Below are 23,251 nucleotides of genomic sequence, written 5' to 3' on the forward strand. Positions count from 1 at the left end.
TTGCTACCTAAGTAGCTTGATTCTATTCAAACGAGTTTTTCTTACTCTTTTGGTCTATCTCATCATGTCAAAGAACAGGGCCAATCGCGCTTTCTTTTCTTCTTGTCTCTCGCGTCGTTTGCGATTGGGATTGCAAAGGTAGAAAAGAATTTTTCAACTGCAATACTGGGGCAATAAAAATCTTAACTTTTTTGAAAGTTCTTCAACTATTCAAATTATTCAGAGCCATTGTACAATTATTCGCCGGAAAGGAAGGGATATTTATAGTCTTTCGGTGAAACCAGCGTCTCTTTAATAGCACGCGGAGACACCCATCGAAGCAGGTTTAAAACCGATCCAGCCTTATCATTTGTACCAGACGCACGCGCGCCACCGAATGGCTGCTGTCCTACCACAGCTCCAGTCGGCTTGTCATTTATATAGAAGTTACCCGCCGCATTTACCAAATGCCGTGTCGCGTATTCAATCGCGTATCTGTCTTTTGAAAACACAGCACCTGTCAATGCATAGGGTGACGTGGCATCGATGACAGGAATAATTTGCTCGAATTCATTTTCGTCATATACATATACTGTAAGTACGGGCCCGAAGATCTCCTCGCACAAAGTCACATAATCCGGCTTAAAAGCCCGGATTATCGTCGGTTCGACGAAATAGCCTTTACTCTTGTCAAAATTGCCGCCTGCGACGATTTCAGTGTCGCCGCTAGCCTTCGCACCATTTATATAAGAAGCGATCTTGTCGAACGATTTTTCGTCGATTACCGCGTTGACGAAATTAGAGAAGTCCTCTACCCCGCCCATTTTGATCTCCGCCAAATCAGCCAGCATAAATTCCTTTACCTCTTCCCACAAATTCGAAGGAATATAGGCTCTCGAAGCCGCCGAGCATTTCTGCCCCTGGTATTCAAACGCTCCGCGTACAAGGCCCGTAGCGACGGCCTTTGCGTCCGCAGATCTGTGCGCCAGCACGAAGTCTTTACCTCCGGTTTCGCCCACGATTCTTGGAAATGTTTTATAGGTAGCAATATTCTCACCGATAGTCCTCCAAATAGTCTGGAACACTTTGGTGCTTCCTGTGAAATGCACGCCGGAGAAATCGGGGTGTTTGAAGATAACGTCTCCTGCAACCGGGCCATCTGCGAGGACCATATTAATAACACCGTCCGGCAATCCTGCTTCCCTGAACACTTTCATGATCACGTTGGCAGCGTATACCTGCGTAAATGCCGGTTTCCAGATCACGACATTGCCCATTAACGCGGGTGCAGCGGGCAGATTTCCGGCAATAGCAGTAAAATTGAACGGTGTAATGGCAAAGATGAATCCTTCCAGCGGTCGGTATTCCATGCGATTCCAGACACCCTCCGAAGAGATTGGTTGCTCTTCATAAATATCCCGCATGAAGTTCACATTAAGCCGCAGGAAGTCAATGATTTCACAGGCAGAGTCGATCTCAGCCTGATAGGCGTTTTTGGACTGCCCCAGCATGGTCGCTGCATTCATTTCGGCCCGATACGGACCGGCGATCAGCTCAGCTGCTTTCAGGAATATTGCTGCACGTTGTTCCCAGGTAAGCATAGCCCAGCTTTTTCTGGCTTCCAAAGCCGCATCGATCGCCCTGGCAACATCTTCTTTTGTCCCCTCATGAAAATAGCCGAGAATGTGCTGGTGATCATGTGGTGGCGAAATTGGCCTTTTGTTTTGCGAATAGATTTCTTCGCTGCCTATATATTGTGGTACATCAATGGTTCTGGCGCGGGCATCTGCAAGCGCCTTTTTTAGCTCTAAGCGTTCAGGACTGCCTGCTGCGTAGCTTTTCACCGGCTCGTTTTTAAGTGCCGGCACATTGAAAATTCCTATCGACATATTATTTGGTTTGTTATATTGATTTTACTAATTGCTAATGCTGAAACAAAATTACCCCGCGACACGATCCCGCAATGCTTTCGCCGCAAAGTACCATCCGGACTTCTATTTTGAAAATCCATTTAAAAGTTGTCAAAATAACTGACCTGCTGGGATTTTAGTTAAATTTGCGCTCCCATTTTCCGGATCAATTTATATCAAAATGATATTTTACAGTACCAAAACTGCCGACTTGAAAGCATCGCTGGAAGAAGCCGTTTTCAACAGTCTTCCTCCTGATAACGGTCTCTACATGCCCGAATCCATCCCAACTATTTCAAAGGAATTTTTGGCAGATATTGAAAATAAATCTTTCAAAGAGATCGCCATCGAGGTGACCCACACACTTTTGGGCAGCGAAATTACAAGAAGTGAAATTGAATCCATCATCGATCGTGCATATGATTTCGAGGCTCCGGTCGTGAAGATCACACCAAACGACTATGTGCTCGAACTGTTCCATGGCCCGTCTATGGCTTTCAAGGACTTCGGAGCGCGGTTTATGGCTGCGATCATGTCCTATTTTTTGCAGCGTTCCAATAAAGAAATCCGCATTCTGGTAGCGACGTCGGGCGACACCGGCGGTGCGGTTGCACAAGGGTTTTACCAAGTCCCCGGCATTTCTGTTACAATCCTGTATCCGAGCGGAAAAGTAAGCGATATTCAGGAAAAACAGCTTACCACCCTTGGTCATAACGTAACGGCTATCGAGGTCGACGGAACGTTCGATGATTGCCAGCGCCTGGTAAAGGAGGCATTCCTTGATGCCGAATTGAGCGAAAAGTATAATCTCGCCTCGGCTAACTCTATCAATATTGCCCGACTGATCCCGCAGTCATTCTATTATTTCTCTGCTTACGCGCAGCTGAAGAAATTCAGGAAGCCACTGGTAATCTCGGTACCAAGCGGAAATTTCGGTAATCTCAGCGCAGGCCTCCTCGCCTACCGGATGGGTTTACCTATCGAGCATTTCATCGCGGCTACCAATGTAAACAATGCTGTACCACGTTACCTCGAATCCGGCGCTTACGAGCCGGTACCATCCATTGAAACAATTTCCAATGCGATGGACGTCGGCAGTCCGAGCAATTTCGTGCGGTTGATCCGATTTTTCAATGATGACTGGAAATCGGTTACTGAAAAAATTTCAGGTGCATTCTTCAACGATGAGCAAACACAAAAAGCGATGCGGGAAGTTTTTGGTAATGCGAACTATGTGATGTGCCCGCACACCGCCGTTGCTTACCGGGGTCTTCAGGAGTACCGGAAAAAAACAAAGGGTGATTTTACCGGCGTCTTCCTTTCGACGGCACATCCCGCCAAATTTATCGACCTGGTGGAAGAAACATTAGGAAAAAGTATCGATGTGCCCGAAAGACTGAAATCGCTGCTGGATATTGAAAAAGTATCGATCAAAATGAAACCTGAATTTTCTGAATTCAAATCGCTATTAATGAATGAGTTAAAATAGATATAGTCGATTTTAATACGCCTGAGGTTTAAATATTTGATTGAATCCGGGTGCAAGGACATGAATATTAAAATGTAAAAGGCCCCGAAGTCGTAAACTCCGGGGCCTTTTACTATTCTTGCAAAAATTTTTCCTAGTTGATCACATCGCCTCTCAAAATCCGGAAGCGCTTCCGCGACTCGGCGACGAAAATGCTGCCCGGGTATTTCTCCATCAGCTCCTGATACAACTTCATCGCCTGATCCTTGTCATTGAGTTTCTCCTGGTAGAGCTTCGCCATGGCAAAGAGTGCGTCGTCGCCATACAGGTCATGGCCAAATTTAGAATACAACAATTTCAGATCCGCCATCGCCTGCTGATTACTGTCGAGCTTGATGTAGGTTTTAGCTGTAAGCCACAGGATCTCGTCAGCCAGGCTATGATTTTCATATTTCTTATAAAGCTGTTTCAAAGTATCGATCGCTTCGAACTTCTTGTTTTGAAACAACTGCAACTCCACAGAGGAGTAAGCCTTCATGGCCGCCTCCGTGCTATCGAGCCCTGTATTGTCCATGATTAAAAGTGAAAGCTCGTTGGCGTCGTTGGCAATCTCCCGGCTAGTCGCCTTTTTCAGAATATCCAAAACGGCTTTTGCCAGTTCAAACTCACCTTTGAAATAATGTAGCTTCGCATTACGAAGCTTGGCTTCATAACCCAGCACATCGTCCTTCTGCGATTTCTCTACCTGCGAATAAACCAGCGTAGCTTCCCAGGGTTCGCCTTGCAACAAGTAAATATCGCCAAGATCCAGTTTGCATTTATCGACAAAGCTCTTCTCCGCCTTACCGGCTTCAATAGCGGTGTGCAGTATCTCGATCGCCTTTTTGAAATCATCCATATAGAATGCATTCAAAATCGCCATGTTGCGTAAGGCTTCGATCGTGCGGACATTCACACCCAGTTCGTCGACGAGCTGCTGGTATTGCCCCAGGAGCTTCTGCACTTCGCTTCTTTTGACAGGATAAGTATTTTTGACTTGTTCCTCTCTTGCGAAAATAGCCATCCGGCGGGCAACCGGATAAAGCTGGCCTTTGGGATATTCCTTCACCAAATGGTCGAAGATCATGCCTGCATTGGCATAATCGAGGTTCTGCAAGGCCAGCATTCCGAGATTGTAAAGCCGTGAGCCGTTGTGTTTGAAGCGGCGGTCCAGCGCCCTTTCCTGAACAAATGCCTTATAAAAGTCCTTACGCTGTACCTGGTACCAGATCAGCAGTTCATTATAAAAGCCCTCATTGGGAAATTTCTGGATCTTATCATACAATACTTTTTCGAGCAAAGCCTGCTCCTTCTCATCCTTCGTAAAGTCCTGAAGCATATTCTGGACCACCTCGGTATTCTGGTAGCGCATTCCATAAGAGAGTAGCTCATCGATCATCTTTTCGGGCTGGTTCAGGTCGCGGTACACGCTTGCCAGTTCCAATTGAAAGATATCGTATCGCTTCGCACTCTCCCGTGCTTCGAGCAGAATATTCTTAGCCCATTCCGACTGGTTATTCGCCCGGAATTCGTCCGCCAGATCGCGTTTAAGCTCCGTTCGTGTGCCCGAAGCGGTGACGACCTGCTCATACTTTTTGGACGCCTCTACGGCCTTCCCTTGGTTCTCAAGCATAATGCCCCAATTGAGATAGTACCACGCCGCATTGTTCGCATCGCCTTTGATCTGCTTTTTGAAAAATTGCTCGCCATCTCCCCATGCCTTGCTTTTCACAATGCAGCTCGTGTAGTTCTTTAAAGAGATTTTCTCGAACGAATTTTTCAGGAAAGAAGAATAGTAACTAAGCGCTTTCGGGCAATCCCCGTTCTTGAAGTACTCCTCGGCCAGCTCCCGCTCCCCCTGCCCGAACGCCGCCGCCGCCCCGGAAAGCAGAAATCCTATCATCAAACAGCTCGTAACCTTTTTCATAATAGATAAAAAAATCTTTTCCCTTTAGTTATTATCCTTCAGTGGGGCTGTGGATTTGTGAATAAACTCCTTATCCACTGTAGATTAACATAGTTATCCACAAAATGTGAATAACTTAAGGTAGTTATCCACTGTAGCGATTTTCAAAATCAACATTTAAGTACTTGAAATACAAGTTAGGAAATAATCTGTTCACATTGGAATGTGGGTAAACGGCTTTAGTTGGCTACTTTTGTTTTCCACACTTTCTAAAGTGTATCAACGTACTGTTAACTCTGGTTTAGTTGCTCGTTATCCACTGTAGGCCGAAATTCGAATTTTTATCCACACATATTGGGGCTTATCCACATAGTTGTTCACATTTTCGCCCCTCTTACCAACAAAATTTCGTCGTTATTCACATAGTTATCCACAGACTGTAGACAAAAATGTCGTTATTTTTCTCCAGGAATGGTGATGTTGATATCATTTAGCTCGAAATTTGCCTTTAAAAGGATCTTGTCGGGCAGATAATAGATGGGTTCGGGCTGGAGACCCTTGTCCATCTGGCCGGTGTCCCATCTCCTATTCCGGTTTTTGTCGATTGTGATGCGTAAAAAGTATTTTCCCTGCGGAATATTCCTGAAAGTATAGGGAGATTCGTAATGCGTCTGGACCACCTTGTATTGCTCGTCCACGAGGTCCAGGATGAAATGTACTGAGGTGTCGGCGTTGGTAACGCGGCCGCGGATCACTCCATAATCTTCTTCATTTAAAATCGGGTGCCTGAGCATTGTTTTTGGCAGCGTGTCACCTTCTACACTGATGATTGAGCCTTTTGGAATATCGAATTTTACTGTGTCTTTCGCGAACGATTTCGCTTCAATCGTGACGATATTATGGTTTTTATTCCAGCTGTATTTGAATGTGTTGAGTGGCTCGTGCGTGAGGGTATCGGAGATAATTGCGATTTTCTGATCATCGATGGTTCTGATCGGTTTATTGAGAATTAGCTGGTAAGTGAAGGTATTCGAGACTGGTTTATTTGCCTCCGGAAGCGTGGTAAGGGATATAGGATCAAGCGTCCTCGTTTTCCCGCGTTGGGCCTGAAAGGCGATTTTTTGCTCGAATTCGCTGGTTATTCCCAGTGAGTCCAGGGTCTTTAATTTTACCAGAGTGGTGTCGGGATGCGGCTCTACATTGAAAAATTTCAGATTTGTACCGTTCGGTTCGAGTAGGTAGGGAAGCGAATCTTTGTTCACAAACGTGACTTCGACGCTCTCAATAGGCTTGCTGAATACCACCGCGTAGTTGTTCACTTTGGGTAGGGTGCGCTGGATTTTTAATTGTGAATTGTCTGAAAGGTACATGTTGAGCTTATAGGCAGCGGAATCGGTGCCTGCCGTGATGGTTTTACCCCAAAAACCCATGCGTTCATCCTTTGCATTGTAGAGCATATTGCGGTTTTTGTCGTCGATAGCAATTAGTTTGTACTGCCTGGTCTGGATGTTTTCGATGGAAAAAATGCCACTGCTGTCCGTGCGGGAAAAGTAGTAGGGTTTCTGTTTTGCGATGTTGAGCGTGTCGCTGACATTATAGAGGCCCACCAGGGCATCGAAAATAGGCTTGTTCGTGCGGATATCGGTCAGCGTCCCGTAAACACGTCCGGAGTCGAGAGAACTGCCCGTGCTGAATACGATTTTGAGGTTTTTTGCCGGGTTTTTTTCCGCAAAGTCTTTGATTGCGTCACCGAAATTGAGCGTGAAGGTGGTGCTGTCTTTGAATGGATTTTTAAATGTAAGTAGTACCGACATCCCGTTTTGTTTGTACGAATAGGGGTTGTCAGCCTCCGGCGTGATTACCAGTTTTTGGTTAATATTATCTACCACGACATATTCGTCGAAGAGCAATTCGATTTTTTTGCCTTTAAAATTGAGGGTTTTGTTCAGAGGATTACTCTCCACCAGAGTGGGCGGAATGGAGTCTCTTTTTCCACCGGTGGGAGGAACCTGTTGTGCACAGCGTTCGAAAAAGAGCAGTATGAGTATGGCAAAAACAATCGTTCTAAGCATGTTCAGATGAATTTAAAAAGCCCCCAATACAGTGGGTATTGAGGGCCGTTTGTTGTATTGGGACTTTTCAGTTTTTCGAGATTACGTAAATAAGACTGGAGGTATTCAGCTCCTTGTTGCTTCCTACGCGACCTTTCAAATTGGATTGCAAACCAGTGATTACACTATCAATGAGGTCAGTTTTGCTACTTTTATATTTGGTGCTGAGCATACTCACATAAAAGGAATCAAACCACATGGGAAGTATCTTTTCAACCGTCAAACCATGTCTCTGCACGAGGTTTTTCATAGTAGCGCGGGTGAAGTGATACAAATGCCGCGGAACGTCGTAGGCAGCCCAAAAACGGCCATATTTGGATGCGTCATGTGACTGGGGATTCGGTACTGCGATAATGATCCGGCCATTTGGTTTAAGATGATTTTGAAGCCAGTCGATCGTTTCATTCAGCTTATGTACGTGTTCCAATACGTGCCACATCGTGATAATGTCGTACTGTTGTGCCCCTGGATCAGCTTCAAAAATGCTTTCAAATACCGTTGCTCCTACCCTTTTCGAAGCCACTTCACGCGCGCCGGAATCGGGTTCTGTTCCGAAAGTTTTCCAACCATCGAGTTTCACGGCGGTTAAGAAATTGCCAGTTCCGCAACCGATATCCAGCAATGTTCCTTTTGGTTGAACAAGGCTGTTGATGAGCTTTACCTTTTCTTCAATCGTGTGATTTCTTACCGAAGTATATACTTTGCTCATCAGATCTTTTGCCTCGTCGTGATGAGAAATGTAGTCCTGAGACTCGTAATATGCACCGATCTGCTCTTCCGAGGGACGCGGATTAGTGAACAGGAAGTAGCAGGAATTGCATTGTTGTATGGTAAATTCTTTATGCGAAACGGTATAATCCTCCACGTTCAGATAATTGCTGAAACTTGATTGTTGGCATACCGGGCATTTGTCGAGTGTTTCTAAAGACATTAGCGGCCTATGTAAAGCATTAAAACTGATATATCCGAAGGGCTGACACCGCTGATGCGCGACGCCTGGCCGATCGTAGAAGGGCGTGTTCTTTTCAGCTTTTCACGGCCTTCGAAGGACAAGGAAGTGACCACGTCATAGTTGAAATTATCAATGATGGCGAGGTTTTCCAGCTTGTTCATTTTCTCGACGAGCAGCATTTCTTTCTCGATATAGCTGTCGTATTTCAAATTGATTTCTGCTTGTTGCACGGAATCGGTGCCGTATTCAGCGAGCAATTCCGTTACTACAGGGCTTGCGTCGAGCAGCTGGCCGATCGAGATTTGAGGTCTTCTCAAGAGCTGTGCAATGGCCATTTTCTCGCGAATTGGCGCGGTGCCGATAGCTTCCAGCGCGGGGTTGATTTCATCTGGGGTGAGTTTGGTTCCACTCAGTTTGGCGATGATCTCGTCGGTTTCCCGTTTCTTTTTGCGCACAGCTTCTACTCTTTCTTCACTGGCCAAACCGATTTCATATCCTTTTTCTGTGAGTCTCAGATCTGCGTTGTCCTGGCGCAGCAATGTGCGGTATTCCGCACGCGAAGTGAACATCCGGTAGGGCTCTTCGGTGCCTTTATTTATGAGGTCATCGATGAGCACGCCGATGTACGCTTCGGATCTTTTGAGTACGAATGGGTCGAGATCATTCACGTTCCGGTGCGCATTGATACCGGCCATCAATCCCTGACAAGCGGCTTCTTCATAGCCCGTAGTACCATTGATCTGTCCTGCGAAAAAGAGGTTCTTCACTAGGTGAGTTTCGAGCGTAGATTTCAGCTGTGTCGGCGGAAAATAGTCATACTCGATGGCATAGCCGGGTCGGAACATCTTTGCATTTTCGAAGCCTGGAATTTTCCGGAGCGCGGCATATTGCACGTCTTCCGGAAGTGATGTCGAGAAGCCATTCACGTAGACCTCCACCGTATCCCATCCTTCCGGCTCCACGAAAATCTGATGGCGGTCCTTATCTGCGAACCGGTTGATCTTGTCTTCAACGGACGGGCAATAACGCGGCCCCAGACCTTTGATACGGCCCGAGAACATGGGCGATTTTTCAAAGCCTGTTTTAAGTACGTCGTGTACTTCCTGGTTGGTGTAGGTGATCCAGCAGCTGCGCTGTTTGGCAAGGGGCTTGGTATCGGTGTAGGAGAACTTGGCTGGGTTTTCGTCGCCTGGTTGTTCTTCCATTTTGGAATAATCGAGCGAGCGACCGTCCACGCGCGGGGGCGTACCGGTTTTCATACGACCTGCCTCGAAGCCGAGCGTCACGAGTTGTTCGGTGAGGCCGGTCGCGGATTTTTCTCCTGTACGACCTCCGCCGAAATTCTTTTCACCAATATGGATGAGTCCGTTCAGGAACGTACCATTCGTCAGCACGACGGCCTTGGAGCGGATCTCAATTCCAAGGCTTGTTACCACACCACATGCCTTGCCGTCCTCGACGATGATATTCTTCGCCGTGTCCTGCCAGAAGTCGACATTCGGATTGTTTTCGAGGATGGATCTCCATTCCTCCGCGAAACGTACCCTGTCGCTTTGGCAACGGGGGCTCCACATCGCAGGACCTTTGGAGAGGTTAAGCATCCTGAATTGGATCATCGTTTTGTCGGAGACGATCCCGGATTGTCCGCCAAGCGCGTCGATCTCCCGGACGATTTGTCCTTTGGCGACGCCACCCATCGCGGGGTTGCACGACATCTGTGCGATGGTATGCATATTCATTGTGATCAGCAGCACCGACGAACCCATCGTCGCTGCTGCCGCGGCGGCTTCGCATCCTGCATGGCCAGCACCTACCACGATCACATCATATTCCTGAAACATATTATACTACTTGTTAAACCACTTTAATTAAAGTGTTCCACGTGGAAATTTAACTAGAACAGCCTAAGATACTCATCTTCTTTAGCCCTCATGGCCGTTTTAAGCGCTTCACTCGAGTCTTCGTAACCCACGAGGTGGAGAAGTCCATGAATGAGCACACGGCGCATTTCTGAATCAAAATCGGTGTGGAACGTTTCTGCATTATCCCGTACCCTGTCTACACTAATGTAAATATCGCCTTCCAATTGCTTGTCTTCCTCACTGTTGTCAAACGTAATGATGTCAGTGAAATAGTCGTGGTCGAGATACTGTTTATTGATTTCGAGCAGGTATTCGTCCGAACAGAATATGTAATTCAATTGCGAAACTTCATAACCTTCTGAAATTGAGGCGTTTTTGATCCACTTCTTAGTTTTAATTGGATTAACTACCTTAAAATCAATGTCTTCTGAGAAGAAACTAACCATGTTTGATGACCGCGCGCCAGTGGCCGCACAAGCGTAGCCGGAGCGCGTGATATTTAAATATTTGATCGTAAATAATTTACAAACTTACAAAGTCTACGGTTAAGAACATGAAAAGCAGGGCATAGCGTCTGCATGCTCTGTTAAAAAGAGTTAACGCTATCCCCTACCCTAGCCCAACAAAAGGGGCATACGATCAGTTCTTGGCCTGGTATTTACGGAAGTATGTATCGACCTCGCGTTTGTAGAATGGTGAGAATGTAGGCGGTATGGTACGAAGCAACTCGGTTTGCTTCTCCTTTTCGCGAATGTATTTTTCAAATGCAGCCGGCGGCTGTTTTGGCAGCTGTTTCGCAGCTTGTGCCTTGCGCTGCTCGTCTTCGTCCTGCTCTTTCATTGCTTTTTCCGATTCGAGCAGTCGCGTAGTGATCTCCTGGTTACGTTTAATGAGTTCCGGTGTGACGCGTTTGTTGACGAGATCCGTTTCCGATTCGTCCATCTTGTCGGCAATCTCCTGCAACTCTTTACCCATTTGCTTGCCTTGCTCGGTGCCTTTTTGCTGCTCCATCAGTTCCTGGATCATTTTCCGGATCGCGGCTTGCTGGGCGGCCATTCTGGCGAGTTGTTCCGACTGGTTGCCCTGCCCTTCCTTACCCTGTCCGAGTTGTTTAATCTGTCCGTTCAGTTTCTCCTGCATTTCGCCCATTCCCTGCTGCTGGCCTTTCTGCTTACCCTTTTTGCCTTTGCCGGCACCAGGCATGGCCATCGCCATTTGCTGCTGCATCTGGTTGAAGACATCGCTTAGCATTAATGCGAGGTTGTTCATGGAGGTCATGGCAAACTGCTGCTTCGACGTGGCGACGTTGATTTGCCTGTCCTTAATGCTTTTCACACTCTCGTTCATGTACGACTTCATATCGTTGAGCTCACGGGTAACGAACGACTGGATTTGCACCACACGGCTCGCCAACGCGTACAGGCTGTCCTCCACTACTTTTGCATCGTCTTTCAGTTTCAATTGCTGCTGGCCGAGTTTTACGAAACGCGGATCTTGCAGGCTCACGCCGCGGAAGTCTTTCATCAATGTTTCCTGATCGAAGGAAAGCGTGATCAGGTTTTCAAGAATGTCCCGCAATGCATCCATGTTTTCCTGCATTTGCTCCATTTCTGCAGACTCCATTTGTTCCTGCATCGACTGCGACATTTTCTTCATTGATTTTGCCGCGTTTTTTTGCGACTGAGAGGCTTTCTGGTTCTGTTGCTTGTCGAGATGCTGCTTGCTTTGTTCCATTTGCTCAGAGGCGTTTTTTTCCTCCTCTTTCTGCATATCGAGCTCCTGTTCCAGCTCCTTGCTCATTTCCTCGATTTCTTTGCTGTTTTCCTGGGCTTTTTTGAAATCGTCCTGGATCTTTTCCTGCTCTTTTTTCAGATCGTCGTTCTTGCCTTTTTTATCGTCGTCATTTTTGTTCTTGTCGTTCTGCTCCGACTTTTCGGCCAGCTGCTCCTCCTTATCAGCAAGATCATTCAGCTTTTCCGCAAGGTTTTCCATTTTCTGCTCCATTTGCATTTGCTTGAAGAGCTTCATGGTACGTTCCAGTTCCTTTTCCAGGTTATTCTCTTTGTTACGGAGTTTTTCGAGCATGGTCGACATCCGTTCGCTCTGTTTCTGTTCCAAAAGCTTTTTGAGCTCTTTATACAGCTTCTCGGTATCCTCGTCCATCAGATCGTTCATCAGCTTTTGCAACTGCTCGATCTTGGCTTGCAATTCAGGGCTCTGCTGATTGAATTGGCGTGACTTTTCATTCGTGTCCTGATGCTTTTCTTTCAGGGCTTCCAATTCCTTCATCAGCTCCTCGCGCTTGCGCAAGACTTCCTCAATCTGCTTCTGCTCTTTAAAATCGAGATCTTTATTGCTTTTGAGCCGATTATCGAGGTTTTCGATATCCTTTTGCAGGCTCTGCGCCTTTTTCATGGCCGACTGCATTTGGTTCTCAGTTTCCTGTTCCGATTTACGCACTTCTGCTTCCAGCTGATCCTTAGAAGGAACTGTAAACTGGATAGCACGCGAGCGGGCGCTTTTTGCGCCGTTTACGCCATCATTATCCCAAACCTGGGCATAGTATTCGATCCTGTCGCCGGGAGCCAGTTTGAGGCTGTCTACATACCATTGGAAGAAGAAGCTCTGTGTATTGACAGTCTTGTTAAATGGAATAGGAATGCTCCGGGGCTCGGCAGGTTTTTCCTCATTCGCCCTTTTGACTGAATAGAACATTTTCAGCTGCGAAAATCCGTAATCGTCGCTGATTGACCCACCCAATACCAGGTAATTGTATAGGGTCGTATCCTGGAAATTTTCGAGGTTCATGACCGGATATTTGTCCGGGATTACATTGATAAAATAGCCGATTTTGTCCGAATTGGTAGTCTCATCATTTTTCAGATTGACTTGATATTGAGCCGATTTTCTTACCGTTTTGCGGATTTCAAAATGATCGCCATTGCTTTCTTTCGCAGTATATAATGCCGAATCGTTCTCGAATCTGATAGCTAGCGCTTTGGTTGAGGAAGTATTGAAATTCCATTCGATCGTAGTGCCTTCCGGTACCGAGAGGTTTCCAACATTGTTCAGCCCTTCGGAAGGTTTGTTCAAATACGCGGGGTAATGCAGGTTGACATCAAACGAGAGCAGTGAAGGCTTTTCATTTACTACAATGCGATATTCATCCGAGACATAGCCGGCCGCATCGAAAGAGAACGCGACGTCGCGTTGCAGGTTTTTGAATGTGTAGGAAAAATCTTTGGCACTTTCCTGGGTGAGCTTGAAGCGGGTTCCGTTCTGTACGAGGTAAACAGCGGATGGGATAGCCTCTCCTTTTAAGGTGAGGTTCAATGTAAAATCCTCATTCCGAAATGCTTTCAGGCTCTTGTTTTGTAGTTCAAAAGAGAATGGTGCGTAAGTGTAATTTTTCTGGAAATGGATAATACGGTCGGAACTGGAAGAAAAGAAGGACGGGTTAAAAAGCAGGATTACGGCAATGGCGGCCAGCGGGTATACCGCGTATTTCAGCCTTTTTTTGTTCTCGTTAAAACGAATGGCATCAGAAAAGCGGACGATCAGCAGCTGCCCCGACTTTTGCCGGATACTCGCATCGATCAGGTCGGACTGGCTACCGGTCAGGTTCCCCAGTTGTAGTGTATTCACCAGTTTATCCCCTATTTCCGGAAAATACTGTCCGATCTTTAATGCTGCTTCTTCATCAGATAACGGTTTTTTCAAACCGTACAAGTGAATGATCGGCTGAACCACCCACTGCACAAAGGAAAATACCAGCACCGCCAGGAATCCAAAAAACAGCATACCGCGCACCAGCGAGCTAAACCGTCCGAAATATTCGATTGTGTTGAAAAACAAGAAGACGGTTAGCAGAAGCCCGATTGAGAAGATCGCACCTTTGAGTAACTGGTTCTGATAATATTTCTGACGGTATTCCTGAATGCGTAGCAACAGGCCTTCCATTGAGGTAGTGAAAGGAGCCATAGTGGTCAAGGTATATACTGTGAAGTTTTATAACGCATGCGGCCGTTAAAAATTACCGAATGCCTACACGCGTCGGAAAACGGTTTTAAAAACAAAGAAATATAGCGAATCTCCAGCACATTTACCCCAGAACGTATGGAAAATTCGGGGTGACAGGACACGTCGTTTGGCCGTCAGAGTGAAATCAGCAGACCTGCCGACGCATAGTTGATCCAGTTGAAGTTGTAGATCTTGTCATTATCCGCGCCGCCCTCGAGCATTCGGTAGCCAAGCTTGATCGCGATCGTATTGTTGAAGTTGTAGGCAACACCACCGAAGATATCTTCGGCACGTCCCTGCTTCGCCGCGAGCGCGTCGCCTTCGAGAATGATAGCCCAATGATAAGCAGGTTTCCAGGAAGCATAGAAATTAATGAGCGGCACAAAACCGAGGTTGTCGTAATGCGCGTCGGCGTACTCGCTCTTGAACCGGATGTCGGCGTCGCGGATTTTGGCGGTGAGCCCTGCCCCTACCCTCCACTTTCCGTTCGCGAAAAAATCGTAGCGATAGGTAAGACGGTACGAGTTGAACCGGTAGTCGACATTGAGAGGCTGGCCGGGAAGGAAGCTCGTGTTGTTAAAATTGGTGGCCTGCGGGAGTGCCCCGCGATATTGGATCGTCAGCGGCGCAAACAACGCGGAGATGTTGTGGCGGTTCCCAATCCGGTAACCCGCACGGATTCGATAAAACGCACTCCGGTCCAGTTTTAGCTGCTCTGCAAGATTCACGCGCGTACCGCTTCCGCTGGGAATTTGTACTTTATTGTAACTGGTACCTAAAATGAGCCCGCCTTCGACGTCGAAATTGAACTGTGCGGATACAGGGTTATATACGCTGCAAATGAGAATGATGAACAGGTAAAAGGTAGTTTTCATTGGAGACATTGGCATATAAAAAAACAAACAACCCGGGACCGGATTGTTTGTACAAAATTAATGCCTGAAGAAAACTCAAATCGACCGTTGCGCAGCGAATTATGCCGGTATTGCCTCGGAAGAGTTCTTGACCTCTCTTACAAATGCCCTGACATCGTTTTCGAGGTCGGTACTTTGCTGCAAAACACGGATGAACGCGCTTCCGATGATCGCGCCGGCGGCGTGGCTCGAAGCTTTCACGAATGTGTCGTGGTCTTTGATCCCGAATCCGATCAGTCGCGGGTTGCGAAGGTTCATCGCGTCGAGCTTTTCGAAGTAGGCTTCCATATCGCCGCTCACGCCGGATTTAGAACCGGTAACACTTGCGGATGAAACGGTATAGATAAACCCTTCGCTCACTTCGTCGATCTGCCTGATGCGCGCCTCCGAAGTCTGTGGTGTTACCAGGAAGATGTTCAGTAATCCATATGCGTCGAAAATGGATTTGTATTCATCGAGGTATACGTCCATCGGCATATCGGGCAGGATCAGCCCATCCACACCTACTTCGGCGCATTTAGCACAGAATGCTTCGATACCATATTGCAATACCGGATTGATATAACCCATAAGTAGCACTGGTACCGACACGGTTTGGCGCATGTCTTGCAACTGATCGAACAAAATGCGCACGGACATGCCGTTTTCCAGCGCGCGGTCATTACTTTGCTGGATCGTCTCGCCGTCGGCCACAGGATCGGAATAGGGCATCCCTATTTCAACCAGGTCCGCGCCGCCATCCTGCAATGCTTTGAGGACTCGCGTAGTATCGTCCAGCTCCGGAAAGCCGGCAGTGAAATAGACGTTCAGCAAGCCCGTCCGTCCGCCGCTCGATTCGCCGCCCGTGTTATTAAAATTCTGAAAAAGATTTACAATGCGGTTCATTCCTGTGTCCAGTAGTCAACAACCAATACTTTGTCCAGGTGTGGTTCCAGGACTTTTACAAATGCTTTGTGTTCAGGATGCGGCAGGTACACCTCGCGACCGGCTTCGCTGTCGAAGCTCACGAAAAACACGTGTGTGAAGCCTTGCGCCAATCCTTCGGGGCTGTTGTTGGTACCCCATTCAAATCCTTTCACCTCTTTGATCTTCGAAGGGAGCTTTCTGAAAGCATCTTCCACTTCTTTCACTTGCGCAGGCGTTGCAGAATCCTTGAATTTGAAAAGAACAACGTGACGCAGCATTTTTTTAGGTGGATTTGAAGGTGAAATAAACGACATGGTGCTGAAAAGGACCATGGAAGCAAGCAAAAAGAGTTTAAATCTCTGCATATGGTGGTATGGATTAAAGGTGATCCGGGACTAGGCTGAGCAGTTGAGGCATTCGCCTTCGTCGCTAAACTTCAGGCGATCGAACTCGCCCAGTTTTTCTTTCATTTCGAGGATTTCGTCTTCCATATCGCAACGTTCGAAGAGCGACAGTTCACCTGAGTTTACCTTTGCTTCCAGTTCCTGGATCTTCAACCTGAGATCGAAAACCTCTGGCAGTGTCAATGTAGCCATGTGATGTTGTATTGAGGTGAGAATTAATCGATGTATTTCATATAAGTGCCCATATCCTTGTCGCCACGGCCCGAGAGGTTCAGTACCACCGTTTCGCTCTCCGAAGCACCTAGACGGCCCAAAATGGCCAGTGCGTGTGACGATTCCAAAGCGGGGATAATGCCTTCAAGACGTGTCAGCTCGAAAGCCGCCTGTACGGCTTCATCGTCGGTAGCCGAAAGGAATGTACCGCGGCCGCTGGCAGCGAGCCACGCGTGCTGGGGCCCGATACCCGGGTAATCCAACCCTGCGGAGATAGAAAATGGTTCCACCACCTGGCCGTCTTCGGTTTGCATGAGGATGGTGCGGCTGCCGTGTAACACGCCAGGCTTGCCCAATGCTACTGTCGCCGCGGAATGTCCGGAAGTAAGCCCGAGGCCTGCCGCTTCCACAGCTACAAGTTTGACATTTTCTTCATCGAGGAAGTGGTAAAATGCGCCTGCCGCATTACTTCCGCCACCGACACACGCCACAACATAGTCGGGCGTTTCTTTACCGATATGTTCTTTTAGTTGCCAGCGGATTTCTTCGGAAATAACGGACTGGAACCGCGCTACCATGTCGGGATAAGGGTGCGGACCTACCACGGAACCGATAATGTAATGGGTATCGACCGGGTTGTTGATCCAGTGGCGCATAGCCTCGTTGGTGGCATCTTTCAGCGTACGCGACCCGCACGTAGCCGGGCGTACTTCCGCGCCGAGCATCTTCATGCGCGCCACGTTAGGCGCCTGGCGCTCGATATCGAGCTCGCCCATGTACACGATGCATTCGAGGTCCATCAATGCGCAGACGGTAGCCGTTGCGACGCCGTGCTGTCCCGCACCGGTTTCTGCCACAATGCGTTTTTTGCCCAGGCGCTGGGCCATCAGGATTTGCCCGATGGTGTTGTTCACCTTGTGCGCACCGGTGTGGCAGAGATCTTCCCTTTTGAGGAAAATATTTGTTTTATATTTTTCCGAAAGCCGGTTAGCGTGGTAAAGTGGCGTGGGCCGGCCTACGTAATGGCGTAGTAAATCGTTGAATTCCTTTTGAAAAGAAGGGTCTGCGATCACTTGCAAGTAATTTTCACGCAGTTCTTCTACGTTCGGATACAGCATTTCAGGAATGAATGCGCCCCCGAAGGTGCCATAATAACCGCGGTCGTTTACCTGATACGACTTCTTTTCTGCAATTGATTCCATAAAAATTAAGCTTCCGCTTCTTCTTGCTCTTTTACGCGAACTAAACTAAATAACTCTTCCAGCTTGGGTACGTCTTTCACGCCTGGCTCGGTTTCGAACTTGCTGTTGACATCGATACCGTAAATGGGCATGGTTTTGGATAATGCGATGATCTCCTCGATATTGTCGAGCCCGATGCCGCCGCTGAGGAGGAATGGCTTCTCATTATCGTATTTGCCCAGCAATTTCCAGTCGAATGCCGTACCGTTACCTCCCGGATTTGCTCCTTTCGTATCAAACAAAAACAGGTCACAAAACGACTTGTAGTTGTTCAGCATGGCAAAGTTGAATTTTTCATCGATTGAAAATGCCTTAATCACATTAACTCCCTTCTGGCGGATGCTACGGCAAATGTCGGGCATTTCGTTGCCATGCAGCTGCACATATTGCAGGTCGTATTTTTTGACCATATTCAGGATATGGCCGGGATTTGCATTCACAAACACACCTACTTTTTTAATGTTTTGGGGGATACTGCGGATGTATTCTTCATCTAGTTCCTCACCAACAAAGCGTGGCGACTTGTCATAGAAAATAAATCCTATAAAATTCGGCTGTAAGGCTACAACCTGCTCAATGTTGCCTTGCTGGCGCAATCCGCAAACTTTAATTTTCATAGAACCAGAGGATTTAAAATGCTATGTTGAGTTAAATTTTGCTGCAAACCGACAAGTGCGGCCCCGGGGTTTACAGTTTTCATGAACGTTTCTCCTATCAAAAATCCCTTGTAGCCGTGTTGAAACAGTTTTACAATGGTCTCGGCACCTTTCAGCCCACTCTCGGAAATCTTCACAAATTCATCGGGTATCTGTTCACTTAACACGACAGACGTCTCGATCGACGTTTCGAATGTCTTTAAATTGCGGTTATTGACGCCGACAATGTCGATGTGTTCACCTACGCTTACAGACAGTTCTTCCGCATTATGGACTTCCAATAGTACTTCCAGCCCCAGATCGTGCGCCCTGCGGCTCAAATGGGCGATTTCCGAAGGCGTAAGACATGCCGCAATGAGCAGGATCACATCCGCGCCGATGGATTTGGCCTCAAAAAGCTGGTATTCGTCCACGATGAAATCCTTTCTGAGCATCGGGATCTGCGGATTAGCCTCCCTTGCTGCGAGGAAATCGGCAAATGAGCCGCCGAAAAAATCGGTATCGGTGAGTACCGACAGCCCGACAGCGCCCGCATTCGCATAATCCTTCGTCACGATTTCAGGAAGTACATCCGCGTTGATAATGCCTTTCGAAGGCGATTTCCGCTTGAATTCCGAGATAATGCGGGGTGTAGTAGATGACCTTAAAGCCCCGGCCAGCGAAGAAGTTTCCCGTGCGAACAGAGGCTCCTTTTCCAAGTCGGAAATGGACCGTTGCTTTTTCGACTCGCTGATTTCTTCCTGCTTACGGGCGATAATTTTTTCTAAAATATTCATCTAAAATGCTGTAACTGCAATTATATCAAAAGGGAAAAATGCTTCCCCACTAACTATTCTTCGATCAGTTTTTTGAAAGCAGCCAATGCTTTCTTGCTTTCGAGCGACTCCCGCGCTGTTTCCACTGCGTCGGTCAGCGACAAGGTCGGGTTAGCACAGTAAAGCGCCATAGCCGCATTGGCCAGCACCGCCTGTTTCTGCGAAGGCGTTGCCGTGTCGTTCAAAACATTCATAAAAATCCGGGCCGAATCTTCGACTGACACGCCACCAGATAAATCGGCGGCGCGCAATGTTTGAAGCCCTAAGTGAGAAGGGGTAAGAATTTGCTCGGAATGAGCAGTGATAATTTTAAAAGCACCTGTCAATGACACTTCGTCGTAGCCGTCTAATGCGTGAAGAACCAGAAATTGCTTATCCGTTTGTTGGTAAAGATAAGCAAAAAGACGCGCTAATTCAAGACTGAATACGCCTACAAGCTGTTTTTTCGGCGATACCGGATTTACCATCGGACCGAGCATATTGAAAAATGTTTTCACGCCCAATTCCTTTCTTACGGGTGCCACATTCTTCATCGCAGGATGAAAAAGAGGTGCGTGAAGGAAGCATACACCTGCCTGGTCGATCTTCCGTTCGAGGTAATCCTTATCATTCGTAAACTTCGCTCCCAGGAATTCCAGCACAGTCGACGACCCGCACATAGAGGAAACGCCGTGGTTACCATGTTTTGCCACTTTTTGACCAGCCCCCGCTACCACAAAACACGATAACGTCGAAATATTGAATGTATCCTTGCCGTCCCCGCCCGTTCCGCAGACATCGATAGGGTCGTAGGCCGACAAATCGACCGAAAGACAGAGTTCCAGCAAACCGTCGCGAAAACCTTCCAGCTCTTCGACGGTAATACTGCGCATTGCATAAGTTGTTAAAAATGAGGCAATTTCGGAGTTGGAGTATCTGCCGGTTCCAATTCCGATCAAAACGTCTTTGGCTTGCGTCTTGTCGAGGACTTTGTATTCAAAAAGATGGCTAAGAATGTGTTTCATGACAGTTTAAAAAAGCTAATATCGTAGGGTAAGGCGGTGTTATAATGGGGAGGTCAGATTTGCAACCAGTTTTGCAGCATTTCCTTCCCATGCTCTGTCAAAACCGATTCCGGGTGGAATTGGAGCCCTTTTACATCAAATTTTTTGTGTGAAAGTCCCATTACCCGGCCTTTTTCGTCCACGGCGGTGATGGTAAGGTCTTCGGTGAACGTCTCCGGAATGACAGTCCACGAATGGTAGCGGCCTACCTTGATCTCCGAGGGTAAGCCTTTGAAAATGCGGTCGCTGGCATCGGTAACGATGGCCGTATCGGCGATTCCGTGTAGTACGTCGGTCATGTTTTCCAGCGTTGCGCCGTAAACTTCCCCTATTCCCTGATGCCCGAGACAAATGCCGAGAATACTTTTGGAGGGTCCGTACTCGCGGATCACATCATGCATAATGCCCGCTTCCGAAGGAATGCCCGGTCCGGGAGAAAGCAGGATCTTGTCGTACTTTCCGACGTCTTCCAGGGCGATTTTGTCGTTCCGGTAAATGTCCACCTGATCGTGCAGCTCGCGGAGGATGTACACGAGATTGTAGGTAAAAGAATCGTAATTGTCGAGAACTAATATTTTCATTTGGACGGTAAATTTCAAATCGTTTTAAACGGCAATTTTATAATCCAGGACCAATTCGTCCCCTGCTTTCCCACGAATGCCCCAATTGTGTGGCGGCGTTTCGGTGAGCGTGATCTCCACGTCGTTGGGTGTGATACCGAGCTCTTCCTCGAATTTTCGGAATATCAGCTGATACAAATGCTTCTTCGCCTCTATAGAACGGCCTTCAAACAAGGCTATTTCGATGATCGTGTAGCGTTCGCTTCTGCCTTCCGGGTAAAAGAAATCACCATCGTCGAGGTAAAAGAACCTGTGCGCGCGCTTATTTTGCGGATATTGGAAGGCTTCTACGATGCAGCTGTGTAGTGTGTCGGACAAACGCTCCCGGATCGCGTACAGCGAAGATTTGAGGCCATATATCTTGATCTGCGACATGGTACCGGTTTTTTAAAGTCCTTCTGCAACCTGGATAGCCTGGCGTAGTGCTGCCAGCTTGCTATTGATTTCCTGCAATTCGCTTTCAACATTCGACTTTGCGACCACGCCCATTCCGGCCCGGAAGAAAAGCGTGTTGTCCTTGCTTAGGAATGTGCGGATCGCAATGGCATGGTTGAAATCGCCATTGAAATCCATAAAACCGATAGCGCCTCCGTAAATGCTGCGGTTGCTGTTTTCCATCTGATTGATCAGTTTCATGGCATTATGCTTGGGTGCGCCCGATAGCGTGCCGGCAGGAAACGTGTCGGCCACCAATTGCAGGGGATTTACGCCCTTGTTCATTTTGCCCACCACTTTTGAAACAAGGTGGATCACATGGGAATAGTATTGTACCTCTTTGTAATTTGTGACTTTCACGGCGTCGCAGCTGCGGCTGAGGTCATTCCGTGCCAGATCGACCAACATCACGTGCTCAGCCGTCTCTTTGGGATCATTAAGCAGGTTTTGTGCCGCTTCTGCATCGGCCTGGTCATCTCCGGTGCGACGGAATGTACCTGCTATCGGGTGGATTTCGGCCTGGCCGTTTTTGATGAATATCTGTTTTTCGGGAGAAGAACCAAAGATCTTGTAGTTGCCGTAATCAAAGTAGAAGAGGTAAGGCGAAGGGTTAATGGATCGGAGTGCACGGTAAACATTGAATTCATCGCCTTGAAATTTGCGGCTGAAACGACGCGAAGGAACGATCTGGAACACATCCCCGCGGAGGCAATGGTCGATTCCTTTCTGAATCACTTTGCGCATCTCGTCATCGGTGACATTGGAAGTTTCTTCTGATGTGATGCTGAAACCGTATTGCGGGAAGTTCCGGTTCTTGATCAGCACCTCGATCTGCTCTATACCGCCCTCTTCCGTTGTCTCGCCGTATTGATGTTCAAAAATATACAATTCGTTTTTGAAGTGGTTGATGGCAATTACGTACCGGTAAACCTGGTAGAATATCTGATCGATTTCCGTTTCGGCACTGGCCGGCTGGATTTCGATGTCTTCGAAATAGGTGACGGCATCGTAGGTCATGTGACCAAAAAGACCATTTGTGATGAAAGGAAATTTACTTTTTTCGGATACAAAACTCTGGGCAAATCCATACAATGCCTGGACGGCATCTTTTCGTTTGGATAGCTCGAAATTGACTTCTGAGCCGTCCGGAAACTTTTGCGTAACCGTGCTATTGTTCAGTTTGAATGAGGCAATCGGGTCGCAGCAGATATAGGTAAAAGAGTTTTCGTTACCGTGGTAGTCGGAGCTTTCCAGGAGAATTGTGTTGACGAAGCGGTCGCGGAGTTTCAGGTAGATGGAGACCGGCGTCAATGTATCGGCCAGGAGCTTTTTGTGGCGTGTGGTGATCTGATAAGTCTTGTCCAGGGTTTTCATTTGCAGGTTGTAATGTAAAGTGTATAAAAAAAACGGCTCGCTGTCAGATGAACAGCGAGCCGTTTGGATGTATATTTTGATTCTATACCATGCAATAGCCTTACTTGTCCATCTTGGAAGGATAAGTACGCCACCACCAAATAGTATTGAATAATTTCATCGTTGATTCTTGCCTTGCGACAGTTACGGTTGCAAATATAGAAAAAAGAATAATCGCTGCGGTATCCTGCAAAATATTTCTGCAGGAATTTGCAAAAAAGGGCGAGCCGGAATGAGCGTAAGCTTTAAAACAAGGAAGTTGGGCTTCTAACTTAGCTGCCATAGTGACAGATGCCACCTCCCCAAACGCAACAAAGCATCCTTTGAGGGGATGCTTTTGTTGC

At 47.4% G+C, this 23,251-nt stretch carries 20 protein-coding genes; 1 reads left to right on the top strand and 19 read right to left on the bottom strand.

All coding sequences use genetic code 11. The features are described 5' to 3' along the window. Nucleotides 1–236: 236 nt before the first annotated feature. Nucleotides 237–1,868, bottom strand: coding sequence for an L-glutamate gamma-semialdehyde dehydrogenase (pruA, locus tag AAHB90_RS31620; protein ID WP_342089335.1), 1,632 nt, complete (start codon nt 1,866–1,868; stop codon nt 237–239). 202 nt (nt 1,869–2,070) lie between these two features. Between pruA and thrC the strand changes: the two genes are divergently transcribed. Next, nucleotides 2,071–3,378, top strand: coding sequence for a threonine synthase (gene thrC, locus AAHB90_RS31625; RefSeq protein ID WP_342089336.1), 1,308 nt, complete (start codon nt 2,071–2,073; stop codon nt 3,376–3,378). 133 nt (nt 3,379–3,511) lie between these two features. Here the strand turns inward: thrC and AAHB90_RS31630 are convergent, their stop codons facing one another. The 18 genes from AAHB90_RS31630 to AAHB90_RS31715 form a co-directional block, all read right to left on the bottom strand. After that, the gene (locus tag AAHB90_RS31630) at nt 3,512–5,323 is read right to left on the bottom strand and encodes a tetratricopeptide repeat protein (RefSeq protein WP_342089337.1); all 1,812 of its coding nucleotides are present in this window, start codon (nt 5,321–5,323) and stop codon (nt 3,512–3,514) included. Between the two features lie 434 nt (nt 5,324–5,757). Beyond that, a complete protein-coding gene (locus AAHB90_RS31635; RefSeq protein ID WP_342089338.1) occupies nt 5,758–7,374 on the bottom strand; it encodes an Ig-like domain-containing domain in 1,617 nt (538 codons plus the stop codon). Nucleotides 7,375–7,441: 67 nt separating this feature from the next. Continuing rightward, nucleotides 7,442–8,344 carry a class I SAM-dependent methyltransferase gene (locus AAHB90_RS31640; RefSeq protein WP_342089339.1) on the bottom strand — a complete coding sequence of 301 codons (903 nt, stop codon included), beginning with the start codon at nt 8,342–8,344 and terminating at the stop codon, nt 7,442–7,444. Beyond that, nucleotides 8,344–10,206 (bottom strand): tRNA uridine-5-carboxymethylaminomethyl(34) synthesis enzyme MnmG, encoded by a 1,863-nt coding sequence (gene mnmG / locus AAHB90_RS31645; RefSeq protein WP_342089340.1) that lies wholly within the window; start codon nt 10,204–10,206, stop codon nt 8,344–8,346. The genes AAHB90_RS31640 and mnmG overlap by 1 nt, the downstream gene beginning before the upstream one ends. Nucleotides 10,207–10,259: 53 nt before the next feature. Then, nucleotides 10,260–10,673 (bottom strand): rRNA maturation RNase YbeY, encoded by a 414-nt coding sequence (gene ybeY, locus AAHB90_RS31650; protein ID WP_342089341.1) that lies wholly within the window; start codon nt 10,671–10,673, stop codon nt 10,260–10,262. Nucleotides 10,674–10,866: 193 nt separating this feature from the next. After that, on the bottom strand, nt 10,867–14,187 hold the full coding sequence (locus tag AAHB90_RS31655) for a DUF4175 family protein (protein ID WP_342089352.1): 3,321 nt from the start codon (nt 14,185–14,187) through the stop codon (nt 10,867–10,869). Between the two features lie 194 nt (nt 14,188–14,381). Continuing rightward, nucleotides 14,382–15,122 carry a hypothetical protein gene (locus AAHB90_RS31660; RefSeq protein WP_342089342.1) on the bottom strand — a complete coding sequence of 247 codons (741 nt, stop codon included), beginning with the start codon at nt 15,120–15,122 and terminating at the stop codon, nt 14,382–14,384. Between the two features lie 99 nt (nt 15,123–15,221). Continuing rightward, nucleotides 15,222–16,046, bottom strand: a complete 825-nt coding sequence (gene trpA / locus AAHB90_RS31665; RefSeq protein ID WP_342089343.1) for a tryptophan synthase subunit alpha — start codon at nt 16,044–16,046, stop codon at nt 15,222–15,224. Beyond that, entirely contained in the window at nt 16,043–16,399 is a 357-nt protein-coding gene (locus AAHB90_RS31670; protein WP_342089353.1) for a Dabb family protein, read from the bottom strand. Before AAHB90_RS31670 ends, trpA begins: the two co-directional genes overlap by 4 nt. A gap of 63 nt (nt 16,400–16,462) precedes the next feature. Further along, nucleotides 16,463–16,663 (bottom strand): hypothetical protein, encoded by a 201-nt coding sequence (locus tag AAHB90_RS31675; RefSeq protein ID WP_015813244.1) that lies wholly within the window; start codon nt 16,661–16,663, stop codon nt 16,463–16,465. A 23-nt stretch (nt 16,664–16,686) separates the two neighbouring features. Beyond that, nucleotides 16,687–17,886 (bottom strand): tryptophan synthase subunit beta, encoded by a 1,200-nt coding sequence (gene trpB / locus AAHB90_RS31680; protein WP_342089344.1) that lies wholly within the window; start codon nt 17,884–17,886, stop codon nt 16,687–16,689. A 5-nt stretch (nt 17,887–17,891) separates the two neighbouring features. Next, entirely contained in the window at nt 17,892–18,542 is a 651-nt protein-coding gene (locus AAHB90_RS31685; protein ID WP_342089345.1) for a phosphoribosylanthranilate isomerase, read from the bottom strand. Continuing rightward, entirely contained in the window at nt 18,539–19,357 is an 819-nt protein-coding gene (gene trpC / locus AAHB90_RS31690; protein WP_342089346.1) for an indole-3-glycerol phosphate synthase TrpC, read from the bottom strand. The genes AAHB90_RS31685 and trpC overlap by 4 nt, the downstream gene beginning before the upstream one ends. 53 nt (nt 19,358–19,410) lie before the next feature. Beyond that, nucleotides 19,411–20,400, bottom strand: a complete 990-nt coding sequence (gene trpD / locus AAHB90_RS31695; protein WP_342089347.1) for an anthranilate phosphoribosyltransferase — start codon at nt 20,398–20,400, stop codon at nt 19,411–19,413. Nucleotides 20,401–20,453: 53 nt separating this feature from the next. Next, nucleotides 20,454–21,020 (bottom strand): anthranilate synthase component II, encoded by a 567-nt coding sequence (locus tag AAHB90_RS31700; protein ID WP_342089348.1) that lies wholly within the window; start codon nt 21,018–21,020, stop codon nt 20,454–20,456. Between the two features lie 24 nt (nt 21,021–21,044). Continuing rightward, nucleotides 21,045–21,434 (bottom strand): tautomerase family protein, encoded by a 390-nt coding sequence (locus AAHB90_RS31705; protein WP_342089349.1) that lies wholly within the window; start codon nt 21,432–21,434, stop codon nt 21,045–21,047. A gap of 12 nt (nt 21,435–21,446) precedes the next feature. Further along, a complete protein-coding gene (locus AAHB90_RS31710) occupies nt 21,447–22,868 on the bottom strand; it encodes an anthranilate synthase component I family protein (RefSeq protein WP_342089350.1) in 1,422 nt (473 codons plus the stop codon). Between the two features lie 100 nt (nt 22,869–22,968). Beyond that, nucleotides 22,969–23,251: hypothetical protein (locus tag AAHB90_RS31715; RefSeq protein ID WP_342089351.1), on the bottom strand; the 283-nt coding region annotated here is incomplete at its 5' end.

Origin of the sequence: Dyadobacter sp. OTU695 (genome assembly GCF_038440355.1) — a bacterium.
In the GTDB taxonomy this organism is placed as follows: domain Bacteria; phylum Bacteroidota; class Bacteroidia; order Cytophagales; family Spirosomataceae; genus Dyadobacter.